Raw genomic sequence first — 25,254 nt, 5'->3', positions numbered from 1 at the left:
CCGGCACGCGAACTCATTCTCCCTGAATGCCTGCTCTATCGATCTTCCGCAGCGTACCCACTTGACCGGTCGCTTCGACATTCCAGGCACCTGGATTCTAGCCGATCCTTGCCGCTCTCCTTCGGCCGGTCGCAATGCTGGACGTGCGGCCGTTACGCGATGCAGAGCTGGTTGTCAGATGCGTGATGCGAAACGTGAGATGCAGCTCCAGTTTTGGCGATGGCGGGCTCGCCGCATTGTTGATATCATCCGCACAGAACAGGCGCGCAAATGACATCGGATTCAGAGAAGGCTGAGGCGGTCGAGCAGTTACTTGATACACCTGACCTTGCAACCGCACTGGAAAGCGAACAGTTCAAGAAATTCCTCGACCAGGTGCCGATCGCCATAGCCGTTTCGGACCTTGCCGGTGAAGAGCGCGTGGTCTACGCCAATCCGGAATTCGAGAAACTCTCAGGCCTGATGGCCGCCAGGCTCACCCAAGAAAACTGGGCGGCCCTTTTAGGCACGGGCCTCCATCAGCAAAAGGACAGGCCGCTAGCCGAGGCGGTGGTCGAGGGAACCGATTTGGTCGGCACCTTCAAGCTGGAGCGCGGCGAGGACAAACCCGCGATCGTCGACGTTTATTCCAACGTGATCGAAGACGACAACGGCAAGGTTTGCTTCCGACTGGTGGCCCTGGTCGACGTATCGGCTCACGGCGAGGCGGGAGATCAGCGCTCGGCCGAGGAGCGTGTCAGCGAGAAAGACACGCTGCTGCGCGAACTGCAGCACCGGGTGAAGAACAACCTGCAGATGATCACCGCACTGATCCGGCTGGAAAGCCGCAACGCTACCGAGGCCGACCGGAGACGGTTTGAGCGCCTCGCCGGTCGCGTCGACGCTTTGGCGATCCTCTACCAGACGCTAACGGCCGACGAGCCGAAGGAAGAGGTCGACCTTGGTGTGTATCTCAGCCAGATCGCGTCCGCGGTGATGAGCTCGCATGCAGTCGAGGGGATCCGGCTGGATATGAAGGTGGATACATATCCCGTGTCAATAAACGTCGCCATGCCGGCCGGGCTGGTCGTAAACGAATTGCTGACCAATTCACTAAAGCATGCGTTCCGGGGCCGCGATGGCGGCACGATAACACTGCACAGCGTCGTCGATGGCGACGGCTGCCGGGTTATAGTGGCGGACGACGGAATCGGCCTGCCGGAAGGCGAGGTGTGGCCCAAACCAGGCAAGCTCGGAGCGCTGATCGCGCGATCGCTGACCGAGAACGCCAAGGCGCAGCTAGCTGTCGAGTCCAGCGCCAACAAAGGGACTAAGGTGACCATCGTTTTCAAACGGTCGGCGGCAGCAAGCTGAACGATTGCTGTCGAACATAGCAGGCTGGCGGCTGGCTTCATGTCGCGGCTTTGAGCAGGTGCCTGCAAATAGGCTAGGTCGCCCTTCACGGCCTGCTTCACATGGTCGAGGTCTTCCATTATGCTCCAGGCTTGCTGCTTCTGACTTCGGCGGCCAGTCCATCCCCACCTAGCGGAAGGCACTCCCGCCTGATTACGTTGCGGCTTGAGTCTTGACGGCGGGGGCACCTGACGCCTTCGCGCTCATCACGCTTGCCGAGGACGAAGGTCTAACCTACAAATAAAATTGGTCCGACTGTTCGTGGCCGGAGGTAACCGCGAATTTGCGCTATCGGGACAGGAGAGCAGTGCTATAGGCAAACCGCGATGCGTGCATTCGTTCGATTGGTTCTACGATTATCCTGACGCCTGGGGTGACCAGTTGCACCAGTATTTCCTACTACGCGCAATCTTTGTAGGGTCATGTGCAGATCATCGCGGCCCGCCAAGACATCGGAAAACTGATCGACGATCCTTCAACCCCTGAGATATTGCGCGCCCGAATGGCATCGGCGGCCGCCATATAATAGTTTGCGGCAAAGACGGCCGCGATCGAACGGCTGAGGACGCGCTCGCCAACAGATTGCGCGACAGACGATGGGGTGGATACCGCGGATACGACGCCTGGTTCGATGCTCCGATCAACAACGCGAAGCTCGCCGCGACTTCCGTCTACAGCGATTCGGTTCAAAGGCTTGGCGCGTTGGACAAAGCTCGCCGCGCCGAAGCGCGATGCATAGAAGCCGGGATAGTCGCCCGAACACAAGTCGAACAAGCGGAGTGGTCGACCGTTTCGTCCTCCCCGGGGACGAGCCGGTTGCTCTGGCCTGGGGCGACCTGATGGGTCTTGCGGAGCACCGTCTCCAGCGGCGATCAGGTCTTCGGGAAGTATGGCCTCATTCTGCACAGACGGTTTTGCGTGGCTGTTACGGATGCCGGCGGGCACGGTGGCGATATGGCGGTCCTTTCGATCGAGCGGCTCGCCACGCTGCGTATAATTCCACGCCAGGGAGGAGAGACGGCGCTCGATCGTCGCCACAGAGTTTGGTTTCTTGTCTCCTGTAACCTTTCTGGATGCACAGGCCGTGATGTAGAGGCCGACGGTCTGCGGATCAGGCGGCAACACCTCCGAGGTGCTGCCGGCGCGCCCAGGCGCAAAAAATCCGCTCTCGACCGAGCGGCGTCAGACCGGTATTCTTATGGATGTTCATCCGGTCCCCCTGGAGTCACTGAAGCTTCGACAATCTCAGCTTTCCCGGTTCGGACCGGATGGACAAGCTACTGAAAGCTCACAACTAGCTACCAATGCGATCAGCTTTCGGGCTATCGGGCGCATCCAGGGAGGATGGGTATGTTCTTGGCTAACGGGCTCAAGCTGCGGGACCGCGGGTGCACGCTGGCACTGATGTTGGCGATCATATTTGTATGTGCGCCTGCACTGGCGGCAAACGCGTCGGATCAGGCGTGCCGGTCCATCGCCAAGCTCAAAATTCCAAGCGTGATCTTTACCGAGGCTAGCCTTCAAAAGCCGCAGGAGATCCCCGCAGATCCCTTCACTGCATTCACCGGCGCCTCGCCTCAGGCGGTAAAAGTGGGCGGGCACTGCCTTGTCCGAGGTGTTATCGGGAAACGCCAGGGGGTCGATGGTCAATCATATGGCACCCGGTTTGAGGTGCGTCTTCCGACGACCTGGAACGACATGTTCCTTTTCCAGGGCGGCGGCGCAGTTGATGGCTTCCTGGCGCCGGCCGTCGGGACCATTCCTTGCCGGAACTCGACCGCGGCTCCCGGGCTCTTGCGCGGCTACGCTGTTGTAAGCATGGATGGCGGGCACCCAAGCCCCGATCCGGCTTTCGGGGTCGATCAAGCCGCACGCATTGATTTTGCGTACGCCTCCATTGGCAAAGTCACTTCGGTCTCGAAGCAGGTGATTGCAAAGTTCTATGGGGCGGCTCCGAAAAAGTCGGTGTTCATGGGATGCTCGAATGGCGGTCGTGAGGCGTTGATAGCGGCTCAGCGATATCCGCTCGAGTTCGACGGCATTGTTGCAGGTAGCCCGGGTTTTCGTCTCAGTGCCGCCAACATTGCCGAAGCCTGGGATACTCGCCAGTACATGAGCATCGCTCCCAAGGATGAGGCCGGCCATCCCATTCTATCCCGCGCCTTCTCCCAGCAGGATCTGAACATCGTCGCCAAGGCGGTTCTCGCTGCCTGTGATGCTCGCGATGGCATTGAGGATGGCGTCATCAACGCCTGGCAGCAGTGCCGGTTCGACCCAAAGGTCCTGTCCTGCCAAGGCGATAAGACGGACAGCTGCCTCACGGCTGGTCAAGTGCAGGCTATGAGCCGCGCGTTCGCGGGTCCGGAAAGCTCCGATGGCGAAAAGCTTTACAGCGATTGGCCATATGATACGGGCGTTGCGGGCGCGGACTGGAGAATGTGGAAGCTGGGCAATTCCCCCACTTCCCAGTCGGATGCAAATAACATCGTTCTGGGAGCCCGCTCGCTTCAATACTACTTCATGACGCCCCCGGCGCCGAATTTTGACCCCCTGAAGTTCGACTTCGACAAGGATCCGGCACGCGTTGCGGATACGGCCAAGCTCAATGATGCGACCGGCACGTATCTCGCCAGCTTCGCTGCCCACGGTGGAAAGCTGCTCTTGTTTCAGGGACTTTCCGATCCGGTCTTCTCAGCCAACGATCTGGTGCGCTGGTACAAGCAAGTCGTCGAGGTCACAAGCGGCGGCGATTTGGAAGCGACTCGCCGTTTCGTGCGCATGTTCATAATCCCGGGGATGACCCACTGCGGCGATGGCCAAGCCTTCGACGACTTTGATCCTTTGGCCGCCATCGAGGGCTGGATAAACCAAGACAAGGCTCCGGATTCTCTCGCGGCTGGCAGCAAGGCATTCCCCGGCAAGCACCAGCCGATCTGCGCTTATCCCACTCAAGCTGCCTATGGCGGTAAGGGAAATCCCGATGAGATCGCGAGCTATTCGTGTCGGGGATAAGAGACCTCGTCATTTGTTCGCTTCAATCTGCGCGCATTCCCGGAACAGGTCTCCCGGACCAAGGATCGGTTGGAAAAGCTAAACCCGGAATTTGTGGGCCGTGCCATAACGCAGTTGATGATCATGCCTGACTACAAAGCGTCGGCCGCCGATAGTCTGGACACAGCGCTCGCTGTGCTCGATGAGGTAATTGTTATCGCCTGAGATCTGACCGCCTCATCCCAGCGGACAAAACGGGGGCATCAGAGCCCGGACGCCTTGGTGAGATTTACGCGGAAACGATCGCGCCGGCGCTGATAATTTCGCGTCATCTCCGCGGAGGCATGGCCGAGCTGTTTTTGCACATAGCGTTCGTCGACCTCGGCCGACGAGGCGAGGCCGGCGCGCAGTGAGTGGCCGGCGAATTTCTTGGCCCGTTCGCCCTCCGACAGATCGCCGCGCACGCCGGCGGCGAGCGCCGTGCGCTTGACCAGGCGTGCGACCTCCTGGTCGTTCAAGCGATCGGCACCGACGGCTCTGCCTTGACCAGCAACGCGCCGAAACAGCGGTCCGTGCGCAATGCGCGCCAGTCTTAGCCAGGTCTGCAGAGCGACCACAGGGCAGGTGGCGTCGGAGGAGCCGCGGCCGATTTCGACCTCGCGCCAGCCGGTTTTGCGGCGCAATGTGACAAGCAGACCCTTATCGGCAAAAATCTCGACCCAGCCGCGCCCGTCCTCGGTCTGATCCCTGCCGACGTCGAGGCCGACGATTTCGGATCGGCGAAGGCCGCCGGCGAAACCCAAAAGCAGCATGGCGCGGTCGCGCAGACCACGCAGCGTGCCGCGGTCGAGGGTCTCGAAGATGCGATCAGATCCTCGGGCAGGACCGCTTCCTTCTGCCGGGGAGGGGAGGCGTGGGTGTTTCGAACGCCAGCCATCACCGTGGCGATATGCCGGTCCTTGCGGTCCAGCGGCTGGCCGCGCTGGGCAAAATTCCAGGAGAGCGACGAAAGCCGGCGCTCGATGGTTGAAACGGTGTTGGGCTTTTTGTCGCCAGTGGCCGTACCTGACGCGCAGGCGGCGATATAGAGCCCGACGACCTCAGGATCGGGCGGGAACATCTCGATGCCTTGGCGCCGGCACCAGCTCGAAAAATGCTTCCAGTCGGCTGCGTAGGCGCGGCGCGTGTTGGCCGAACTCGCCGCCTCGATATAATCGCGCGCGCGGCCGGCGAGCGCCTCAAGCTGCGCAGGCAGGCTGGGATTGGCAATGGCTGGAAGGGGAGGGGACGAGGCTAGGTCGGCATCGCCCATCTGCATGACGATATCGATGATGTCGGGCAAAGCCGCGGCGCTTTGTGTGTGAAGCTTGTCCGAAATTCGTAGCATATTTCGGACATCTTGACCGTCACTTCGTCCGAAATCGGACCACAGATTTCGGACAAAGCCCCGGCATCAACCCGCCAATATCTCGATCTGCCGTCGCCGCTGCAAACGTCGCCTGTGAGAGGCGAGCCGCCTCTAAACTGGTCGTATAAATAATAAGAATGTAGTCAACTTCCATATTTTAGAGGGCACGCATGCTGCCACTCAACCGGCCTGATCACCACACAAAGTGAGGAAGAACCTGGTTAGGTGCAAAGCGACAATTGCCTCGACAGCGGGTCCCGGAAGGTTTATGCTGCCCAATCTTACCGCAATCCGAAATGGCGATTGAGTACCTTCACGAGTGAAGGGATTCCCGCGGTCTTAGAGATGAGTTGTCGAATGGCGCGAAGTCGCACAGAATCGCGAAGTCGCACAGAATCGCGAAGTCGCACAGAATCGTGTGTTTGATACCGATCAGGATCGCGAGCTATTTCAGGCGCAGAGAGGTCTTGCGCCCGATGCACGAGTTGCTCCCGGTCCAACGGAAGTGAATGGGGTGGAACTGCTTTGTCGACCAAATTGTTGACGGAACGTCCGGCGCCCATTGTTGCTACATGTCTGGATTCTTGGGGCGTTTTGGATGATGCAATCCACCATCTCACTCCAAAGGGCAGTGGAATCTGGAACAATGTCGCTTTTGTACGCAGGACATCCTTCGCGCCCGATTGGCATATTGTCTTTAACTCTGCTTCTATTTTTGGGCTCCCTGTTGATATCGAGGCGAGTCCAAACAGGACAATTTTTGCAATCGGCGAACCGCCGACGAAAGCTCATCGCGCATTTCATGAAGGGCAAGGGAAAAATACCATCGTCCTGACGTCTGACGCAGAGCTGGCTGCTCGGCAGAATGCAGAGCGCCGATTCGTTTTGTCTCCACCTATCACTCGGTCTTGGTCTGTAACAAAGACATATGACCAACTTCTGGTCAGCGAAGTCGTGGACAAGCCGCTTCGGCTCTCATGGATTACCAGTAACATCGCCCTGCTTAAAGGGCATCGATATCGGCTGGCGTTTCTGGAACGGCTGAGAGAGGAGCTCGATTTTGACCTGTTCGGCCGAGGTTTTCGGCTGATTGGAGATAAATGGGACGCACTCGCACCGTACCGTTACAGTATAGCTTTCGAGAATACTCGTGCTGATTACTATTTTACAGAGAAGCTTATGGACTGCTTCGTTGCTGAAACAATGCCGATCTATTACGGCAGCCCGGCAATCACGAGGTTCTTCCCTTCCGACTCAATGGTTCTGATTGACCCAGAGGACAAGAACGTAATCCAAAAAATTCAAGAAATCATCGACTCGGACCTCTGGAAGGAGCGTCGCGGCGCAATACAAGAGGCGAAGCGGTTGGTTCTTGAGAAATACAATACGTTTGCTTATCTCGCGGGCTTCATCGAAAGCGTTCACGATAAACCCTTACCGCCGGAAGTTATACACATCGGTTCGCCTGCGGTCGATTTTGGGACAGACGAATGAAGTACTCCAACGCTCGCTTCGCGTGCCCGGCGGTTGGTGGTCTGGCGAGATCGGTACGGAGCGCTCGGCGGAGAATGCCTACCTGCGCAGACGGGCCGGCACGGGCGCACGAGGTCATGCGCCCCCGGCTGCCGCTGATCAGACGAACTGGGGAAGGCCAGGAACGGAATTGAGGACCTCGTCCACGAGTTCGTCGCCGGCATGTTCCTTGGCGAAGGCGATCGTCTCGTTGGCGATGGCGGCGATCTTTAGAATGCTGAGACCCTCACTCATCAATTGCTGGCCGAGCCCCATGAGGCCGCCTCCGCCCTCTGGGTCGTTGCCATGATACTTCGCCACTAATTCCGAAGCTCCGGGAATGGCCGCGATCATGCGCGCAACGGGACCGTCGGCCGCGTGGCGTTGCAGGAAACCCAGCATTAACCCAACGGCCTTCTCTGCGAGAGCCGGGCCGATGCCGGCACCAGTGGCGATGCGCGATAAGAATTCTTCCATGGCAGGGTTCGTCTCTCTTTAATGAGGTTTACACGGGGCCGGTCCGGCGCCCAAAGCGCCCTTGGCCGAACCACAATTGAACTCCACAAAAATAGGCCGGCGGAAGTGCTATTGCAACTGCGCGTAAAACCGCCTCTGTCAACGCAAGCTGCGTCGGACGTGCGTATTTCGCAAAAACGGGACAGTCGTTCCGCTAAATCGCGGACAGCAGTTTCACTAATTCGCGGACAGCAGGATGGGGTCGGCGCTCGGTTGCCTGGTTGAAGTCATTTGCGATTGATTTCGCCGTTTTCGGCGCCGGTCAAGGGCGGCGGTGTTTTTTGCTTTCTCATGCTGTCGCCTTCGAGGGTGATGCGATGGGCGTTGTGGATGATCCGGTCGAGAATGGCGTCGGCTATTGTCGGCTCCGCGAATGCTTCATGATGCACCTTTCCTTGATCGCCTGGTCCGTTGCAGTCGGCGTTGAAGTTGATCGATCTGGTCGCTGGAAAGGTTTCCGCTTGGCCGCGGGCGTCACCATTTCTTTCCCACAAGATCCTTCAACGCGGCATTGTCGAGCATGGCGTCGGCCAGAAGCCGCTTCAGCCGCGTGTTCTCGTCCTCCAGAGCCTTCAGTCGCCGAGCCTCGCAGACATCCATCCCGCCGAAGCGGGCCTTCCAGTTGTAAATCGAGGCGTCGCTGACCCCGTGCTTGCGGCACAGATCGGCAACCGATACCCCGGCCTCATTCCTTCAAAATTCCGATGATCTGCTCTTCAGAGAAGCGGCTACGTTTCATGTCCTGGTCCTCTCGATGGGCCAGAACGAACTTCAAACCGGATTAGATAAGAGGGGCAAGGTCAAGGTCGATGACTCAACTGTTGTGTGGGGAGAGCTCTTACTTCTCATTCGCTCCAAATGCGGACGCGGCGCACGAGCTCGGAAGTTGAGATCCCGTAGCGATCGTGAAGCGTCGGCAGCGCGCCAGCGTCGAGGAACTCGTCGGGCAGGGCGATCTGGCGAAAGACTGGGGTCACTCTCTCGCGCATCAGCAGCGCGGCAACGCCTTCGCCAAGGCCACCAATGATGGTGTGGTTCTCCGCCGCCACCACCAGCCGTCCCGAACGGCGCGCGGCAGCGAGTATCGCCTCCGTATCCAGAGGTTTGATCGTCGGAACGTGCAGAACGGCGCAGCCGATCCTGTCGGCTTCAAGCGCCTTCGCGGCCTCCAGCGCGCGCATGGTCATCAGGCCGCTGGAAATGAACAATACGTCCGCGCCCTCGCGCAGCATTCGCGCCTTGCCGATTTCAAATGTATAGTCGTCTTCGTCGAGCACGACAGGAACCTTACCGCGCGAAAGCCGCATGTAGACCGGCCCGTTGTAGTCCGCGATCGCCTCCGTGGCCTGTTCGATGTCGAGCGCGTCGCAAGGGTCGATGATCGTCAGGTTCGGCATCCCGCGGAAAATCGCGATGTCCTCCGTCGCCTGGTGGCTGGGGCCGTAGCCGGTCGTCAGCCCCGGTAAGGCGCAGACGATCTTCACATTGAGTTTCTCCTCGGCGATCGCCATGCAGATGAAATCGTAGGCACGTCGCGATGCGAAGACGGCGTAGGTGGTGGCGAAGGGCGTAAAACCCTCCCGCGCCAAGCCGGCGGCGGCGCTCATCAGCACCTGCTCCGCCATGCCCATCTGATAGAAGCGGTCCGGATGCTCCTGTGCGAAGACATGGAGATCGGTGTATTTCGCGAGGTCCGCCGTCAGGCCAACTATCCCGGGCCGCTGGTGCGCCAGTCTGGCCAGTGTGTGCCCGAACGGCGCATTGCGTGTCGGTACGCCATCGGGCGCGATCGACGCGATCATCGCCGATGTGGTCTTGCGCTCACCGGCATTGGCGGCGTGGCGCGGCGCGAACTTTGACAACCTCAACGCGGACGTCCCTTTTCCAAAGCTTCGAGCGCTAACGTCCATTCGTGCGGTTCGACGCGGATGAAATGCGTGATGTCGCGGGTTTCCAGGAATGGCACACCCTTGGCCATGCGCGTATCGCAAACGATCACACGCGGACGAGGTTCCTTCAGGCCGCGCGCCATGTCGAAGGCCTTGCGGACCGCCTCGATGTCGTTGCCGTCGACGCGCTGCGCATGCCAGCCGAACGCCTCGAACTTGTCGGTCACCGGTTCGGAGGAGAGCATGGCCGTCGACGGACCATCGGCCTGCTGATTGTTGAAGTCGACAATGGCAATGAGATTGTCGAGCTTGTGGTGGGCGGCCGACATCGCGGCTTCCCAGGTCGAGCCCTCACCGAGCTCGCCGTCGGACAAAAGATTGTAGACGAAACTGTCGCTTCGCTTGCGCGTCAGCCCCATGCACATGCCAACGGCAATGCCAAGGCCGTGACCGAGCGAGCCGCCGGTGATCTCCATGCCGGGCGTGTATGGCGCCATGCCGGACATCGGCATACGGCTTTCATCGCTGCCATAGGTTTCGAGCTCTTCCTCCGGCAGCACGCCCGCTTCGATCAGAGCCGCGTAGAGCGCGATCGCATAGTGTCCGATCGACAGCAGGAAGCGGTCGCGTCCCTCCCACAACGTGTCCTCCGGCCGGTAACGAAGCGCATGGAAATAGGCGACGGCAAGCACGTCGGCGACACCCAGCGCCTGTCCAACATAACCTTGGCCCTGGACTTGACCCATCCGCACGGCGTGTCGGCGGATACGATAGGCTCGTTCGGCCAGGCTGACATTGCTGCCAGCGCGAGGCATCTCAAGCTCCGTTGTCCACTCAGCCATGGATTAGCATCCCACCGTTGACATCGATCACGGCGCCGGTGATGTAGCTGGCCAGATCGGAAGCCAGGAAGAGATAGGCGCCGGCTACGTCGCGCGCCTCGCCCAGCCGGCTGAGCGGGATTCCCTTGATGATGTCGGCGCGCATGGCGTTGGTCAGTTTGCCGCCGGTGATGTCGGTCTGGATCAGGCCCGGTGTGATGCAGTTGACGCGGATGCCTTCGGGACCGAATTCGCGCGCCATGGCCTTGGCAAGCCCCAGAACACCCGCCTTGGCAGCCGAATAGTGCGGGCCACCGAAGATGCCGCCGCCGCGCTGGGCCGAAACTGACGACATGCAGATGATCGAGCCGCCGCCATTTTCGCGCATGTTCGGGATGAATGCCTGGCTGAGATGGAGCACGCCGCGTAGGTTGACATCGAGGATGCGGTCCCAGTCAGCCGCGCTGATCTCCAGCGTCTTGACCGGCTGCGTGACGCCCGCATTGTTGCAGAGCACATCGATCCTGCCCAAGGTTTCTGTCACTTGCGCCGCCGCCCTCTTGCAGGCGTCGAGGTCCGCGACGTTGCACGCAAGGCCGATATGGTCGGGTCCAAGCGACGCAGCGGCGTCACGCGCTTGCCCGTCATCGAGGTCGAGTATTGCAACGCGAGCCCCGTGCTGTACCATCAGCGCTGCCGTGGAGCGGCCAATTCCCCGGGGGCCCGCGGCCCCCGAAATCACCACGGCCTTGCCCTTCAGCAACAAGTCGAACTCTCCTGCTATTTCTGTTTGCCGGCGATCTAAAGTCGGTAGAACCGGGCGGCGTTGTCATGGAACAGCGCGAGCCGCTCCTCGTGCGGGTGGGCGATCGTAATTTCCTTGAAGGCGTTCAAAATGGCGTCGAAGCTCGAGAACAGCTTGTCAACGGGGAAGTTCGTCGCGAACATCGAGCGGCCGACGCCGAAGGCTGCGATCGCCTCCTCGATGCTCGGCGCCGTCGACCTGCATGCCGGTGTGATTGAGAATGATCTGCACGTCGGGAAAGTCGCGCGCCAGTTCGAGGAACTCGCTCATCTGCGGATAGTAGAGCTGCGGGTCGAAGCTCAGCCCGCGCTTCGCCAGCTCCCGGAAGCCGCGCCGCCATTCGGGCGTACGACTGACCTCCGGCCGCGCCAGATAGGTCTTGGCGGGGTCGGGATGATAATTCATCGGCTGCCGCATGCCGCGGAAGTTCGGATATTCCATGTGGCGGTCGAGGAGGTCGCCGACGTCGGGTTGGGACAGGTCGGCATAGCCGACGATGCCATGCGGAAAGCCTCGCTTGTTGGCGATCTCCTGCAGCCAGCGCGTTTCCCCAACCGGATCGCCGGGATCGAGAAGCAGCACTTCGGCTCCGGTGGAAAGGGCACGAGCGATCCGGACGATCTGGCCTTCGTGGAGGGACAATTTGCGTGCCGGCATTATCGATGATCGCTTCGCCGATCGCTGGGTCGATCAGCTGGAGCGCTCCGAGCGCAGTTTCGCGCGTGCGGCGACGGCTGATCTGCGACCAGCCCGACCTCGCATGCACAATGCCGATGTTTTCCGCGACCGGACAGCTCGGGCAACAGCGCCAGCTCCTGATGCACCACCGCGATGATCGGGCTGTTGTGGTCGGCCTTCGACGAGGCGAAGCCAATCTCGCCGGCTTCGCGTGAGGTCAGCCCTGTGACGATGCGGATGAGAGTGCTTTTGCCGGCGCCGCTGCCGCCCAGGAGCGCGTGGATTTCGTCGGCCCGGACCTGAAAACTCACACCCCGCAGGACACGGGTTGCGTCATAACTCTTCTCGATATTCGCAGCTTCGATCAGGGGCTTCCTGGTCAATACCTGTCCAACTCCCGGCACGTTGCCGGCGCTACCCAAGCTTTGGGTTGAACTCGGCTCCATCCTGTATCTCCTTCCGGGACCACTGTGCGACCGATTGACATTCGGCTCAATTTTCGTTTCTTAACATTCTGTGTAGCTGAGCTTAACTGACGAGGACGAGGTCAGACATCAAGTTCAATTCGATGACGCATTTCGAGGCAGTCGCGCGGCTCGGCGGCGTGGCAAAGGCCGCTCAGGAATTGCAGGTGACACCTTCGGCGGTTAGCCAGCAGCTGCGGCTGCTCGAACACCAACTCGGGGTGCGGCTTTTTCAGCGCGAAAAGCGCCATCTCTCGCTCACGATCGACGGTGAGCGGCTCTTCCAGACCACGACCCAGGCTTTCGAATCCATACGCGAGGTGCGTAATGCCATTGTGCGGCAGCGCGAAAGCTTCCAGCTTAGCCTGCGCGTCAGTCCTTCCTTCGGCGAGAAATGGCTGGCGCCGCGGTTGGCCGAGTTCAGCAAGGGCTATCCGAGCTGGAATTTGCGCGTCGACGCCACGCCCAATTTCTCGGATTTCGAAACGGAGGTCATCGATCTTGATCTTCGTTATGGCGACGGCGGCTGGGCCGGCCTTTATTCGGATTGCGTCGTCAACGATCTGATCCTGCCGATGTGCTCGCCTTCCTATCTTGCCGAACTGCGCGCGATCTCACCGGATCCGCGCGAGCAGCTTCGCCATGCGCGGTTGATCGACAGTGTGAAGGCCTATTTCCGGTGGGATTATTGGCTGCCGTGCAACGGTATCCAGGGCGCCCGCATGACGTATCCCTATCGTTTCGACCGTTCGTCAATGTCGGTTCAACTGGCGAAGGACGGTGCAGGTGTGGTCCTGGAAAGCACATCCATCGCATTCGAGGACCTGGTGTCGGGTTCTCTGGTTCCGGTCTCGATAGAGTTCGAGGTCATCGAGTTTCCGGGATACTGGCTGGTCTGTCCTTCGCGGCATATGAACCGGCGCGCGGTTCGCCTGTTTTCGGACTGGGTGTCACGCGTGGGTAAGCGCGACACCGATCTGGCTCGCCGGTTTCTGGCGGATAAGCAACTGCGCATATCGTTCGAACGACGGCCTCATTTCGGGGCACGGGATGACAAAGCGGCGCCAATGGCGTGAACAGTTCGGCGTTCAAGACATGGCAAGACGAAGATTGACAGCACGTTGCGGTTGAGGAGCTGGCAAAACGCAGGCTGTGTGCAAGCGAATGGGTTGGCCCCGCTTTTCATTTTCCGCGTAGCCTGTGCCTGTGGCTGCCCGCGCCACAAGGCGTTGGTGCACAAATGTGGCATTAGGCACAATCAGCTCTTTGATGCCGCATGCTATGTCGGCCTTGCCGGGCAGCGAACGGACTCCGGGCGTGCGCACGGCGCAGCCGATGGCGACCTCGGTCTGCTGAGCCGAAAAGGAGCGGGCTCGCAGGCGACGTCCGATCAGCCCCTTGTAGCGATTTCGGTGATTAATGAGCTGGTCAACCCGTCCTGATCTCACGCCCGCACAGCAATTCTTGTTCCTGCGAGCGAACCCGATTTGTGCGGGCGACGGTGCGTTGAATACAAAAGGCTTGACCTGGGAATGTCATGTTCGTCCCACGCCGTTGAGTCGGGAATATCGCGTCCGTCTGAGCTATGAGCGAGGCGGATCAGCGAAAGCTGTCGTGCTGGAACCGGACATTCAGCTTCTTGGTGGCGAGAGAAAATTACCGCACGTCTACCGTGATCCACTCCGACTCTGCCTGTACCTGCCCAAAGCGCATGAGTGGGTGGGGTCGATGCGCCTGGACCAGACCTTTATTCCATGGATTGCGACATGGCTATTCTACTTTGAAGAATGGCTGGTTTCTGATGAATGGAAAGGCGGTGGCGAGCACCCCGATCCAGATTCGAGCGAGGTCATCCGCCGGGCCGTTCGCCGGGCCACGCGGTAGCAAGGGGAGAAGGCAAACAAGGCCTCACTTTTCGGTATCGGTGCGCGGTGGCAGGGTACCTGCGCGTGCGTGGCGATGAAGCGCAGCAGCCGGTTGACGGGCTCTCAACCTCATCGGGTCAGGGACGATAGTGGCACAAGGTGTCATCTGACCTTTAGCCATGTTCTGGGCGCCCTTCTCGTACAAGAGTGTTGTCAGATACCTCAAATGCGTTGAACGTGACGGTGTGATCTATGCGGACGGAGAGCCAGATGGGGCTGATAAACCTAAGTCACCGCGAGAAGCAGGCCATCGGCGCGATTAACAGCAGCGAGCTTCATGACTTGGTTAATCAGGCCATCAGTTCAGAGCACCTCGGAAAACTCAGCAGCCTACCACTCTACGACTGCGGAGAGTACGTGGCCACCAAGCTTCGGTACTTCGATCGAGCGCTTGCGGCGTATAGGATCGCGAAGTCGGCCAAGAAGCGCGAAGAGACGCTATATTCCGCTCACAAGGCCGGCAGTGATCTGACTTTTGCGTTCGCCCAGATAAAGCAACGCATGGAGGTCGAGGAACGCGAGAGCCAGCTATTTTTTGTCTACGATCCGACGATGCCTCCATTTGGTCTGACCCAGAACATGCAGGTTCGCGTCAGCTACCGGTGGCGCCGGGCGACCGGGGATGAATGGACTTCCGGGTCCATTGTCTTCAAGCACAAGGTCCGGCCCCGTTTGGACTGTCTTGCACTCGCTCAGCCGAAGCCTAAGCGAAAGCCGAGCGCCAGGAAGCTTGCGGAGAACCGTGAGAGTGACCTGCATTACGAACGGGAGCACTTTGAGCGGTTGGCTCATTGGTCAGTGCGCGACTATTTCCGGGCGGGCCGTGACGGAGCGGGCATTCCAGGTCAGTTTGAGGTTAGGCTCGGTGACGATGACCGGCTGAACAATTTCAGCGCTGATTTCTGGGGGCGCAACGTGAGCTCCTGAGGACTAGTCGCCCGCTATCGCGTTCTGCTGAAAATTGACGGGGACGATCCGGTTGTTTGCAAGAAAGAACTCACCGAGTCCATCGCGGTCGCCATGGGTTGGAATGCGATGAACCGCCCGCGATCGCGACCTTATGTGCAGCGGTGTTTGGCGCTTTTGGCGGTGCGGAGCTCGCGGGTTTCGGAAGTTTCTGGTCGTCGGGCCGGGTCGCGTGCCACTCCTCGAGCAGGCTCTTCTTGTGGTCCTTCACGGCACGAAGGGCAGCAGCCTCGCCGCGAAGGCTGCGCTTGCCGGCCACGACGCGAGGTTCTTCCTCGATTGAGATATTGATGTCGCCATCCTGTAGTTGGACCTTCACGTGGGGAAAGCCGGCGTGCTGCGACTCGTTCGGGTAGAGCACCATCTTAAAGCCGGTGTTCGCCTTGACCGTCACTTCGTCGAGACGGACCGGCCCTTCGGGCAGCGTGATCAGTCCGTCCTCAAAGCTCTCCATGAGCGCGGCGTGAAGCGGCTTTGAAATCTCTAAGGTTTCTTGCTCGGGCAGGACCCCTTGAGAGGCGAGCTGACGAGCCAGAGCCGCCTCGACTTCCTGCGCATCTTCACCAGCGTCGATGAGTTGCCTCGCTGCTATCGGGTAGGCGCCCGTCAGGGCCTCTTCGAGCGCCATGCCTTGGTTAATCATGGGCGCGGCGATTTTTCCCACACGCTCGCCGAGCGCAAGCTCCACGCGGGAAAACTTCGGCAATTCGTCGGTCATCAGATCAACACTCCATATCTGAACTGTGCCTGCAATTGACTCTTCCGTCACGGGAACAAAGATAGAACATATCGAAAAACGGAGCCGAGCGCGACGGGCATGGCCATGTCCTCGAACAGTCGTGAATTGCGCGAACTTCGGGGGCGCATCGCACGCCTGGAAAGCGGCTCTGCACGCCGGCGCGAGATCCTACTCTTCGGCGTCCCCGAAATCGCTCGCGTGCTGCTGGGAGGAGGGCTTGCGCTGGGGGCGCTGCATGAGGTCGCCAGCGGCGCTAACGGGGCCATCGACGGAGCGGCCGCCACCTTGTGGGCGGCCGGTGTCGCCGCCCGAAAGCGCGGCCGGATCCTCTGATGCATCACCTGTCGCAGCACCCCGGTGGATTCGTCCTGACCCACGACCACCTCGATGAGCTGGTGCCGATCGAGCCGGTGCTCATGGCCGATCGGCAGGTCATCGAATGGGAGAAGGACGATATCGACATTCTCAAATTCATGAAGGTGGATGTTTTGGCGCTAGGCATGCTCACCTGCATGATGCGCAGCTTCGATCTCCTGGCCGAGGGGGCCTCACGCTCCACCTCGCCACCCGGCCGAGGATCCCGCGACCTACGCCATGATCCGCAAGGCGGACACGATTGGGGTCTTTCAGATCGAGAGCCGCGCGCAGATCTCGATGCTGCCGAGGATCAAGCCACGCGATATCGTAGATCCCAGGCTGAAGGTGGAGCCAATCAAAGTCAAAACCCGCGACTTCAGGTAGCATTTTGGCTGACTAAAACGTATAATCGACAAATTTCGGTTGAAAATACGAATACGGCACCCCATATTGCGCGAATGCTGTACCGCCTCGAAATCGAGAACTTCTATTCCATCCGCGATCCACAGGTCCTCGACCTGAGGATCGGCAAGAACGTGCCGGATCTGCCGGAAAGATTTGGTTCGATCTTCCCGCGCTCGGAAGAGCGTGTCGCCAAGGCGGTTGCGCTGTTCGGGCCCAATGGCTCGGGCAAGTCGACCGTGCTGCGTGCCTTGGCCTTCGTGAGCTGGTTCATCGGCGAGAGCTTCCAGCACAAGGGTCCCGGTCTTCCCTTCGAGCGCTTCAACGACGCGGAATCCGCCAATCGTCCGATCCGGCTCGCGATCGAGCTGGGCGGTCTGCTCGACCTGAGTGGCGCCGAACGCAGCGCGGAGGAGATCGCCGTCGCCGACGATGTCGGAACCTTCCGCTACGAATTGCACTTGCAACCCACAGATGGCGTGATCAAGACCGTCACCCACGAAGCTTTGCGCATGAAGAACAACGGCCAGGGCAAGTGGCAGCGCGTCTTCGAGCGGGATGCCGACCGTAAGGTCCAGGGATCGAGGATCTTTCCGCTCAGCGGCTTCTCGCAGGTGGTCGACAAGGTAAGGGAGGATGCCAGCGTCATCGCGACCTTGGCACTCTTCGAACACCAGGCCTCCAAGGTCATCCTCGAGGCCGCCGCCGCCGTCTATCGCAACATCCTGATCGACCGCACCGATCTTGGCGACCAGGCCGTGATCACCTACCTCGCGCAGAACCCGCCGGTCGTGGCGGCGCTCAACCGGGAGCTGCAGCGCATCGACCTCGGTGTCGAGGAGATGCAGATCGTGCAGGCAGCAACCGGACCGGTCGCACTGTTTCGGCATCAGGGTCTGCATGTGGATATGCCCTGGGGCCTCGAGAGCCACGGGACGCGTTCCTTCATCCGCATCTTCCCCCTGATCCTGCTCGCCCTGCAGCAGGGAGGGGTGGCGCTTGTCGACGAACTGGATCAGTCGATCCACCCGCTGATCCTGCCGGAGATCGTCCGCTGGTTTTATGACCCGGAACGCAACCCCTATGACGCGCAGCTATGGATGACGTGCCACTCGGCGTCCCTGCTCGACGATCTCGCCAAGGAAGAGGTGGTCTTTTGCGAGAAGGACAGCCGGGGCCGGTCACAGGTGTATAGCCTGATGGACGTTGGCGCCGTTCGCCGCACCGACAATCTCTACAAGAAGTATCTCGGCGGCGTGTACGGCGCAGTCCCCCAGGTTGGATGAGGATGCGCCGTCCGACCATAAGACCGAAAACGCCGATCTTTCTGGGCTGCGAGGGGGAATCCGAACAGGCCTATGGGCAGTTGCTCAACGATCTGCTGCAGGCCGCCGGCCGTCCGGTTCACCTCGAAGTCGTGAACCTCAGCCCGGGCGCGGGTGACCCCACCTCCCGCTTGCGCCGCGCCGCACAAGAGATCGAGCGGAGACGCCGGCGCCGCTCGGAATTCGCGCGTCGGGCAGTGCTCCTCGACATCGATCAGGTGCAGAACGATAACCAACGTCGGCAACAGGCCGAGCAGCTCGCCAACCAGCTGGACATCCGTCTCATCTGGCAGGACCCCTGCCACGAGGCGCTGCTGCTGCGTCACCTCAACGGCTTCGCCCAGCATCGGCCGCCGACCACGCAAGCATCGGGAGTCGCCCTGCGTGGTGCCTGGCCTCAGTACGACAAACCCATGACCAAGATCCTGCTGGCGCGCCGCATCGGCCTTACCGATGTGCGCCGGGCCGCTGCAGTCGAGCCCGTGCTCGCCGCCTTCCTCCACGATGTCGGGCTTCTGCCCTGACGCCTCACCTTGAAAGCACGCCGATGTACAACCTCTTCGTATCCGGATGGGAAGATCAGTAGAAAGGCGATCCCTGCGTGCTCGACGCCAGCCGCTGCGTTCGCCACCATGAATACACCGACGAGCAGATAGCCCAGCAGTTCGGCGCCCTGGACGAGGAAGCGCTGAAGGAACTGACTCGTCTGCCTTCCATCTTCGCTTACGAAGCCGGCTGCAAGCTCGACCCCAAATTCGGCATCATCCGCGAGGTCACCGTACGCCGCGGCCAAGTGCGGATCGAATACGAGATCATCCCTGTAGATCCGTTCCTGGTGGCGGCCGATTTCGATGCCCTCAGCTTCGAGCTCGATATCGGCAACTGGGAAATGAACCGCACGCATTGGGCGGTCAAGAATGTCAACCTGCCCAAGGAACTCCATGCCGCACGCGGCATCGTGCTGCCGTCATGGACCCAGCAGGCCGGGAGGGCCGTCGACATCACGCGGCACACTTTCGATGTCGGCCTCTCTTTCCCTGGTGAGGCGCGCGGACTGGTCGAGCAGGTCGCCCGCGAGCTTGAAGCACGCGTCGGCCCCAATGCCTATTTCTACGACAACAACTACGTGTCCCAGCTTGCGCGACCCTCGTTGGACACCCTCCTGCAGGACATCTACCGAAATCGGTCCAAGCTGATCGTTGTCTTCCTCGGCGAGGACTATCAGCGCAAGGATTGGTGTGACGTCGAATTCCGTGCCATCCGCGAAATCATCATGGGGCGCGAAGATCAGTGCGTCATGTTCGTGCGCGTGGACGATGGCGCCGTCGATGGAGTGTTCCGCACCGATGGCTATGTCGATGCGCGCCGTTTCGTACCGGCTCAGATTGCCCAATTCATCGCTGAGCGCGCCGCGCTCATTGCCTAGCCGTCAGCGAGCGCATTCGGCGGCAGTGCCACGCAGCGGCGGTCGACCATGACGTGGCGGCGCTTGGGCGCGCCGGGATCGGTCAGACGTGGCGTCACCGAGACAATGGCCACCTTCCAATCAGGCAGCCCCGGTTGCGGCGCTTCCATGACGCCCGACAATACAGTGAGGCCGCGGCGCTCGAGTTCGGCCACGCATTTCAGAATGTCGTTGTAGAGACCGCGCCGCCCACGCTCGGACGGCGTGGGGTCTTCCACAATGTCGGAGAGGATGAACGACGCCAGATCGAGCCACTCGCCGAGATTGTATCATCACATCAGGTCGGTAGATGAGATAGGCTTGGCACTTGGCAGCCTCGCGGATCCGTCCGTTCTTGAGCTGCCATTCGAGAATGGCGACACCGATTCAATCCGATCTTGTCTAACCCAAACGAAGGCGGAGACCATTTACGACTTACATCGACCCGCTCACGCCGCATCCTCGGGACGAGGTTCGTGAACATCGGTCCGAAGGCTCGATATCAACCTTGAACGTCCCAGACTGTGGACCCTCCCGTCAGCCCATTTGCTATGCGGGAGTTTCACAGTTTGGTCCTGCGGTGCAGGAACGTCGGGCTTGGAAATGCGGACAAAAACGTCGGCGCGAAGTAGACTGATGCTTCCGCCCGCTTCAACTGCCAGGTCCCTTCTTCCGCCTCGCCTTTGCCGCACCGATGGCTAGGCTGCTTCTGAGAGCGAATCATCGCTCGATCATGGAATGGGCCTGAGGAAGCCAACACAATGAACGACGCGGCGTCTCAGATCGCGGCCTCGCTTGCCATCGACCTTGACGCGGGAACGCCGGGCCGGCGCGCGATCGCCGGCTTTCTCGTGCAGATCTTGCGGAGCGTTCACCTCGGCCTCGAGATGAGCATCGCGCTTTCGCCTGTGGACGGCAGCGCCCAGATGATTTTGCATCTCGAACCCTCCGACGGCGGGGACCACAGGCTTCTTCGCGGACCACGCGACATCGTCGAACAGGTGAAGATGCGCACCGGCCGGGGTAGATGGTCCAGCAGTGAGGTCGCCTCAAAGGTGTTTCCCGACTTGCTGCGTGCGGTTCATATCGCTGCCGACCAGACATTTCGCTTCGTCACCAACAACGGGGCCGGCCTTGCTACGCTTCAGGGCTACATCGCGTCGCGCGGGCGGGCTACTGGCAAACCACATCGATGGGGCTCTGAACGCCTGACGACGGCAGAGTTTGAGCGACGCCTCGCGAAATTTGCTGGCCTAGACCAGGTTACCGCCGAGTTGCGCCATCTGCTCGATCGGCTTGAAATCCACGTATTCAATCCAGCGGCGGCCCAAGACGAGATCGACAAGGTGCTTACCCCGCTCATCGAGCCCGGCGAACACGTGAGTGACAAGCGCCATCAGTTGATTGGCCAATTGATGATGCTCGCAACGAATGGGGCAAAGCTGTCGTCCGCAGACCTGCTCGCCCTGGTTAGTCCGCGAGCGCACCGCCTGCTTGCACATATCCAGTCCTTGCCGACGCTGCTCGGCAATCATCTGCAAGAGGACGCCCGCCTCATCGGCTACGCCGTTGAACTACAGGTGCGTCGAGCTCTGCCCGATGTCGTGGCCGATCTCGCCGTCCTCTCGGGCGAGTCCGGACAGGGTAAGACTTGGTCACTCGCACAACTCGCCTTCGAGCAGATCGATCGCGGCGAGCTCGCTATCCTCATGCGCGCGCCCGCGACAATCGAGGAGGTTCTCGACTTCATCGCGGAGCGGATCTGGCAACCGGCGCATCCGGATCTCGCGCCGATCGCGGTCATGGCCAAAAGCCTGCGCGAGGCGCTCCGTCGCGCCGACGGGACGTGGCTCACCCTCTATGTCGATGACGTGCAGGATCGGACCTTCGCGGAGCGGCTCGCGCGAGCCAGGTGGCACGAACATGGTGTGCGCATCGTCATCTCGGCCCAGCCGCGCATTACCGAGGCGATCCGCTCGGTTCGCCAAGATTTGCAGATCATTGAGATCGGCAATTTCCGGAGTGCCGAACTGCGCCGCTTCCTAACCGTACATGGGCATGCCACGGCGCTGGAGACCACGCCCGACGATGTTTTCGAACTGCTTCTGAAGCCGGTGCACGCTAGCATTATTGTTCAGTTACCCAAACGCGATGCTTGGGCGGGCGTATCAGAGTATCAGCTGTTCAACGCCTATTGGGACTACGCGAGCCTGGATGCCCGCGAGCAATTCGACCATCCCAGCGACCGACACTGCCTGAGGTCGCTGGCCGGCCAACTCCTGACAGGGCAAAGCCACTATCCTTGGCGTATCGGCGAGATGCGGGCCGCGGGGCTCGACGATCCCGCAATCCTGCGCCTTGAGCAGGTCGGGCTTTTACGGCGCGTGGTAGCCGACCGCATCGCTTTCGCCGCGGACCGAATGCTCAACTGGGCGGTCGCGGAATCTTTGGTCGAAGCAATACTGGAGGATGGATTGTCTCCGACGGAAGCCGAGGCCCGTTTTGCCTCGATCGACGTTCTGCGAACCAAGAGTGGCGAAGCGATCGGCACGCGTCTTGGCTATGTCTACTTCGACGCATTGTGGCTGCTCGCTGGCCAGAGCGAGCCCGAGTTCGTTGCCATGCTCATCCGTAAGCATATCGCGCGGATGCACCCGGAAGACCATGCCGAGGATCAGTGGACAAACGGCTTCGGCAGCCTGGGCCCGCGCATCCTTCCCGCCCTGGAATATCTCGCCGCCCACGAGCTCGGTGAAGAGGGTGATACGGAAATCCTGAGGAATCTTCCATTCGCCCTCGCCAGCATCGCAGTCGCGGATGCCCAGCCCGTCGAGGACCTGATCGAGCGCCAGATCACGTCGGGCGTCGAGCGCATCGTCGACATTGGAGTGCGGGCGGCCCGCATGGTGCCGGCTCCGAGAGCGCTTGACTCGATCTGGGGCGAGCACCTTGCGCGCACGGCCGCCTACGACGAGGCCGCAACCACATCGGATGTCGAGGTACGGTCGCTCGCGATTATCCGGCGGGAGTTGAGTTCCGATGCGCTGCGCATCGCCGTTGCCGCAGCCCCGGAGTGGCTCGACAAGAAGCTGGCCGCCGAAACGGACGTGACGGCGATCGACCAGCTGTTGTGGCGGCTCAAGGATGAGAAATCGGTTGACGGAGATACGGCGTCAGCGATTTGGAACAGGCATCGCGAGCGGTTGGTGGCCCTAATGACGTCCTCGAGCGCAGCGCTCGTAGAGGCAATAGGCCATTTCCGCGAAACGTCCTTGAGTACGGTACTTGACGCAGCCGGGACCGGTGCGCAGGAGTGGATGCCAGAGCGCATCTTGCGAAGCCGCGCACGGCTAGCGCCAAGCGATGCCATGCGGCAGCTGGCGGAGGGCAGCGACCTCTACGGCTGGAAAGCCTCCAATTGGTGGTTCGACTTACTGGCAGCGGCCGATCCAAAGGGCCTCGCTGACGCGATCCGCATGCGTGCGAGCAGGAGCGACGATCCACCGACCGAGCTCATCTTCTATTACCGCAACAGACCCGAGGCGATGAATGCCGAAACGCTCGACGAAGTTCTCGACGCTTTCACCGAAAGGCTCCGTGTCTTCAACGGGACCGGAAATCCCAACCGAGAGGAGGGGCGACTGCATCACCCCTTGGACTTCCTTCCTCGCCTCTGTGAACCTTGGCAATTCGACAGACTGAGAAGTCGTGCCGGCACGGCGCTCGAGGCCGAATTGCTGACGTTCGCTGCACGGCGTCGCGGCCGCATCGATATGACGCGCGATGTGACCGGCGGCCATTGCGAACGCATTCTGGCGATGATCGCTGGGCCGGGGTTCGATGACTTGGTGGTGGCCGAGCTCGCAAGACCCAATACCTTTGGTCGCCAGGATGGCTTTATCGCCGCCCGCTGGTCTGAGGCACACGCCGTCACGAGGTCGCTGTCGGCAGCCCTGGTGGACCCCGACGCCCAGTCCGTTGGCCAGGTCCTGTACATGGAAGCGCTCGCCGTACACGGTTGCGACGCGCACATCGAAAGCATGGTTCGAACCGGCTCCCCCATCTATTTGAATGCTGCGGAGATGCGCTCGTCGAACGGCCGGGACACCTCGGCGCTCCGCCTCCGCATCACGAACCTTCTCGCAGCTGGCGACGCACAATCTCTCGACACTGCCGCAGCTCTGACTGGCTTCCTACGAGCCGCGGAGGATGCGTCCCGCCTAGTCGCAACCTTCCTGGAACCAGGGACCTCCCGCCAAATCAGAATCAGGATACTGGCGTCGTTTCGGGCGCTGGGCTTCTACACGCCCAGAGTGCTTCCGCTGGCGCGCGAGATGATTGCCGGGCAGATCCACCAGGAGGCACACCTCGTCGCTACCTACCTCGGCGAACACGGAGACGAAGATGCCCGGCGCGCCGTTATTGACTGGCTCTCGGAGCAGGACATAGGGAGTTCATCATGGTCGGGCCAAGGTTACCTGCGCCCGCTCATCGACCACCCCGAGGGCAGGGCTGCGGTCGTCAGCTTCTTGCGGCGCTCGCGGACCAACGGGCACCTGATCGTTGACGGAGGGCTTATGCGACTGCTGGCCGAGGCGGGCGACAGCCGGGCTCGAGACGAGCTGCTGCGCGCGGCTTACCGCCACTCGGGGTTTGACCGCGGGAACGCGATCGCGGCCATTCGCTATTTGCGGAATGAGGATCCGGACGAAGCCTATTTCGCCGCGCAGCGCTTGCTCACTCGCCACGAGGTACCAGCTTCGGCCGACCTGATGCTTGAGATCGACCCAGATCGCGCCGGCTCGGAACTCCTACTCCGCTACCGAGACGCAAAGCCTTCCCTTCGATTGGAACTCGAGCGGCGTCTTCGGCTGCATCTGGGGGGCGATAGGCTGGCAGCGCTACTCGCCCCGCTGGCGAACTCGCAGCGCTCAAAGGACCGAGTCTTGGCGGCTCAGGTAGCCACCGTCATCCCTTCGGCTGTGATGGTACCTTGGCTTGATCAACTCGCAGCCGAAACTCTGCCGGCCGTAAGCGATGCCGCCCGCGTGGCGCTCCGTCAACGTCACCTTGAAACGGCCGCGTTATTGCATCGCGATCGGCTGCTCGATTCGCCGAAACCTATCCAATGGGCTCGCTTGGTAAAAATCATGGAAATCGTCGATCCTTATTATCTCTGGGCGCGCAACGATCCGGTCAGCCTCAAGGGCGTCTTTGAGACGCTCCCCTATGAGTTTGTCGTCGAGGCCCGCCAGCTCCGTACGCGACTTCTCAAGGACCGAGAGAACGCGGCCAGATCGGACAAGGATCGTTGACGCGCCGCGAGCACAGTTGTGTGCAGCTCGGCTAAGATGGGTTCGATGTCTGGACCCAGATGGAATAAATAGAGCGCACTTGGTCAGGTCTGGTTTGTGCTGGTTCAAGCCTTCGCTGCCCGTCACGGGTCATGTAAGATAAGGCTCGTGGCGACCTCAGAGTCCGCTATTTCCAATTCGGAACCAGAAAGAAGTCCACTTCCGGGCAGCAAGGCAGCCGGCTGCAAAGCGCCTCGGCCATTCTCACCTGTTTTCAGCGAAGTCAGAACCTGCCGACCGTTCAGGTGAACTAGAACAAAGTGTTG

Annotated in this window: 18 protein-coding genes and 6 pseudogenes; 12 read left to right on the top strand and 12 right to left on the bottom strand. The window is 60.7% G+C overall.

The window, feature by feature from the left end:
• The first annotated feature begins 270 nt into the window (after nt 1-270).
• The gene (locus tag NKH28_RS27345) at nt 271-1,353 is read left to right on the top strand and encodes a sensor histidine kinase (RefSeq protein ID WP_352980861.1); all 1,083 of its coding nucleotides are present in this window, start codon (nt 271-273) and stop codon (nt 1,351-1,353) included.
• Nucleotides 1,354-2,259: 906 nt separating this feature from the next.
• Here the strand turns inward: NKH28_RS27345 and NKH28_RS27335 are convergent.
• Nucleotides 2,260-2,551, bottom strand: a pseudogene (locus NKH28_RS27335) (integrase); the annotation flags it as partial.
• Between the two features lie 185 nt (nt 2,552-2,736).
• On the opposite strand from NKH28_RS27335, the gene NKH28_RS27330 reads away from it, so the two are divergent.
• Nucleotides 2,737-4,404 carry a tannase/feruloyl esterase family alpha/beta hydrolase gene (locus NKH28_RS27330; RefSeq protein ID WP_352980860.1) on the top strand — a complete coding sequence of 556 codons (1,668 nt, stop codon included), beginning with the start codon at nt 2,737-2,739 and terminating at the stop codon, nt 4,402-4,404.
• Between the two features lie 242 nt (nt 4,405-4,646).
• On the opposite strand, the pseudogene NKH28_RS27325 reads toward NKH28_RS27330, so the two are convergent.
• Nucleotides 4,647-5,770: pseudogene (locus NKH28_RS27325) on the bottom strand (site-specific integrase).
• A 561-nt stretch (nt 5,771-6,331) separates the two neighbouring features.
• Here NKH28_RS27325 and NKH28_RS27320 point away from each other — a divergent pair.
• Nucleotides 6,332-7,285 (top strand): glycosyltransferase family 10 domain-containing protein, encoded by a 954-nt coding sequence (locus NKH28_RS27320; RefSeq protein ID WP_352881705.1) that lies wholly within the window; start codon nt 6,332-6,334, stop codon nt 7,283-7,285.
• 138 nt (nt 7,286-7,423) lie between these two features.
• Here the strand turns inward: NKH28_RS27320 and NKH28_RS27315 are convergent, their stop codons facing one another.
• The 8 genes and pseudogenes from NKH28_RS27315 to NKH28_RS27280 form a co-directional block, all read right to left on the bottom strand.
• Nucleotides 7,424-7,780 carry a hypothetical protein gene (locus tag NKH28_RS27315; RefSeq protein WP_352453730.1) on the bottom strand — a complete coding sequence of 119 codons (357 nt, stop codon included), beginning with the start codon at nt 7,778-7,780 and terminating at the stop codon, nt 7,424-7,426.
• Between the two features lie 266 nt (nt 7,781-8,046).
• Nucleotides 8,047-8,202: pseudogene (locus NKH28_RS27310) on the bottom strand (ATP-binding protein); the annotation flags it as partial.
• Nucleotides 8,203-8,273: 71 nt separating this feature from the next.
• A pseudogene (locus NKH28_RS27305) lies at nt 8,274-8,558 on the bottom strand (transposase); the annotation flags it as partial.
• Nucleotides 8,559-8,664: 106 nt separating this feature from the next.
• Entirely contained in the window at nt 8,665-9,687 is a 1,023-nt protein-coding gene (locus tag NKH28_RS27300; RefSeq protein WP_502895560.1) for a transketolase family protein, read from the bottom strand.
• Nucleotides 9,684-10,523 carry a transketolase gene (locus NKH28_RS27295; RefSeq protein WP_352453734.1) on the bottom strand — a complete coding sequence of 280 codons (840 nt, stop codon included), beginning with the start codon at nt 10,521-10,523 and terminating at the stop codon, nt 9,684-9,686. The genes NKH28_RS27300 and NKH28_RS27295 overlap by 4 nt, the downstream gene beginning before the upstream one ends.
• Nucleotides 10,524-10,542: 19 nt before the next feature.
• Nucleotides 10,543-11,295: an SDR family NAD(P)-dependent oxidoreductase gene (locus NKH28_RS27290; RefSeq protein WP_352453729.1), complete on the bottom strand. Its 753-nt coding sequence runs from the start codon at nt 11,293-11,295 to the stop codon at nt 10,543-10,545.
• A 35-nt stretch (nt 11,296-11,330) separates the two neighbouring features.
• Nucleotides 11,331-11,991: pseudogene (locus NKH28_RS27285) on the bottom strand (amidohydrolase family protein).
• Nucleotides 11,991-12,458 (bottom strand): ATP-binding cassette domain-containing protein, encoded by a 468-nt coding sequence (locus tag NKH28_RS27280; RefSeq protein ID WP_352980859.1) that lies wholly within the window; start codon nt 12,456-12,458, stop codon nt 11,991-11,993. The pseudogene NKH28_RS27285 and the gene NKH28_RS27280 overlap by 1 nt, the downstream one beginning before the upstream one ends.
• A 122-nt stretch (nt 12,459-12,580) precedes the next feature.
• On the opposite strand from NKH28_RS27280, the gene NKH28_RS27275 reads away from it, so the two are divergent.
• The 3 genes from NKH28_RS27275 to NKH28_RS27265 all read left to right on the top strand — a co-directional run bounded on the left by NKH28_RS27275 (nt 12,581) and on the right by NKH28_RS27265 (nt 15,328).
• On the top strand, nt 12,581-13,552 hold the full coding sequence (locus tag NKH28_RS27275; RefSeq protein ID WP_352457357.1) for a LysR substrate-binding domain-containing protein: 972 nt from the start codon (nt 12,581-12,583) through the stop codon (nt 13,550-13,552).
• Between the two features lie 343 nt (nt 13,553-13,895).
• Nucleotides 13,896-14,360, top strand: coding sequence for a type II CBASS E2 protein (locus NKH28_RS27270; protein ID WP_352682110.1), 465 nt, complete (start codon nt 13,896-13,898; stop codon nt 14,358-14,360).
• 251 nt (nt 14,361-14,611) lie between these two features.
• Complete coding sequence (locus NKH28_RS27265; protein WP_352682112.1) at nt 14,612-15,328, top strand: hypothetical protein; 717 nt, start codon at nt 14,612-14,614, stop codon at nt 15,326-15,328.
• Nucleotides 15,329-15,398: 70 nt separating this feature from the next.
• Here NKH28_RS27265 and NKH28_RS27260 read toward each other — a convergent pair whose 3' ends face one another.
• The gene (locus NKH28_RS27260; protein ID WP_352682114.1) at nt 15,399-16,085 is read right to left on the bottom strand and encodes a DUF4160 domain-containing protein; all 687 of its coding nucleotides are present in this window, start codon (nt 16,083-16,085) and stop codon (nt 15,399-15,401) included.
• Nucleotides 16,086-16,184: 99 nt separating this feature from the next.
• Between NKH28_RS27260 and NKH28_RS27255 the strand changes: the two genes are divergently transcribed.
• The 5 genes and pseudogenes from NKH28_RS27255 to NKH28_RS27235 all read left to right on the top strand — a co-directional run bounded on the left by NKH28_RS27255 (nt 16,185) and on the right by NKH28_RS27235 (nt 19,616).
• Complete coding sequence (locus NKH28_RS27255) at nt 16,185-16,439, top strand: hypothetical protein (protein ID WP_352682116.1); 255 nt, start codon at nt 16,185-16,187, stop codon at nt 16,437-16,439.
• A gap of 5 nt (nt 16,440-16,444) precedes the next feature.
• Nucleotides 16,445-16,823: pseudogene (gene dnaE2, locus NKH28_RS27250) on the top strand (error-prone DNA polymerase); the annotation flags it as partial.
• A gap of 98 nt (nt 16,824-16,921) precedes the next feature.
• Nucleotides 16,922-18,151, top strand: coding sequence for an AAA family ATPase (locus tag NKH28_RS27245; RefSeq protein ID WP_352818549.1), 1,230 nt, complete (start codon nt 16,922-16,924; stop codon nt 18,149-18,151).
• A 2-nt stretch (nt 18,152-18,153) separates the two neighbouring features.
• Nucleotides 18,154-18,714: an RloB domain-containing protein gene (locus NKH28_RS27240; RefSeq protein WP_352682119.1), complete on the top strand. Its 561-nt coding sequence runs from the start codon at nt 18,154-18,156 to the stop codon at nt 18,712-18,714.
• Between the two features lie 77 nt (nt 18,715-18,791).
• Nucleotides 18,792-19,616 (top strand): toll/interleukin-1 receptor domain-containing protein, encoded by an 825-nt coding sequence (locus NKH28_RS27235; protein ID WP_352980858.1) that lies wholly within the window; start codon nt 18,792-18,794, stop codon nt 19,614-19,616.
• Here the strand turns inward: NKH28_RS27235 and NKH28_RS27230 are convergent.
• A complete protein-coding gene (locus NKH28_RS27230; protein WP_352682123.1) occupies nt 19,613-19,873 on the bottom strand; it encodes a hypothetical protein in 261 nt (86 codons plus the stop codon). The genes NKH28_RS27235 and NKH28_RS27230 overlap by 4 nt on opposite strands.
• A 522-nt stretch (nt 19,874-20,395) precedes the next feature.
• Between NKH28_RS27230 and NKH28_RS27225 the strand changes: the two genes are divergently transcribed.
• Nucleotides 20,396-24,949 (top strand): ATP-binding protein, encoded by a 4,554-nt coding sequence (locus NKH28_RS27225; protein ID WP_352833898.1) that lies wholly within the window; start codon nt 20,396-20,398, stop codon nt 24,947-24,949.
• The last annotated feature ends 305 nt before the right edge of the window (nt 24,950-25,254 follow it).

It is taken from the genome of Mesorhizobium sp. M1227, from assembly GCF_040318315.1.
GTDB lineage: Bacteria > Pseudomonadota > Alphaproteobacteria > Rhizobiales > Rhizobiaceae > Mesorhizobium.
Note: the sequence above shows the minus strand (reverse complement) of the source record. Positions and strands in the feature narration are given on the sequence as shown.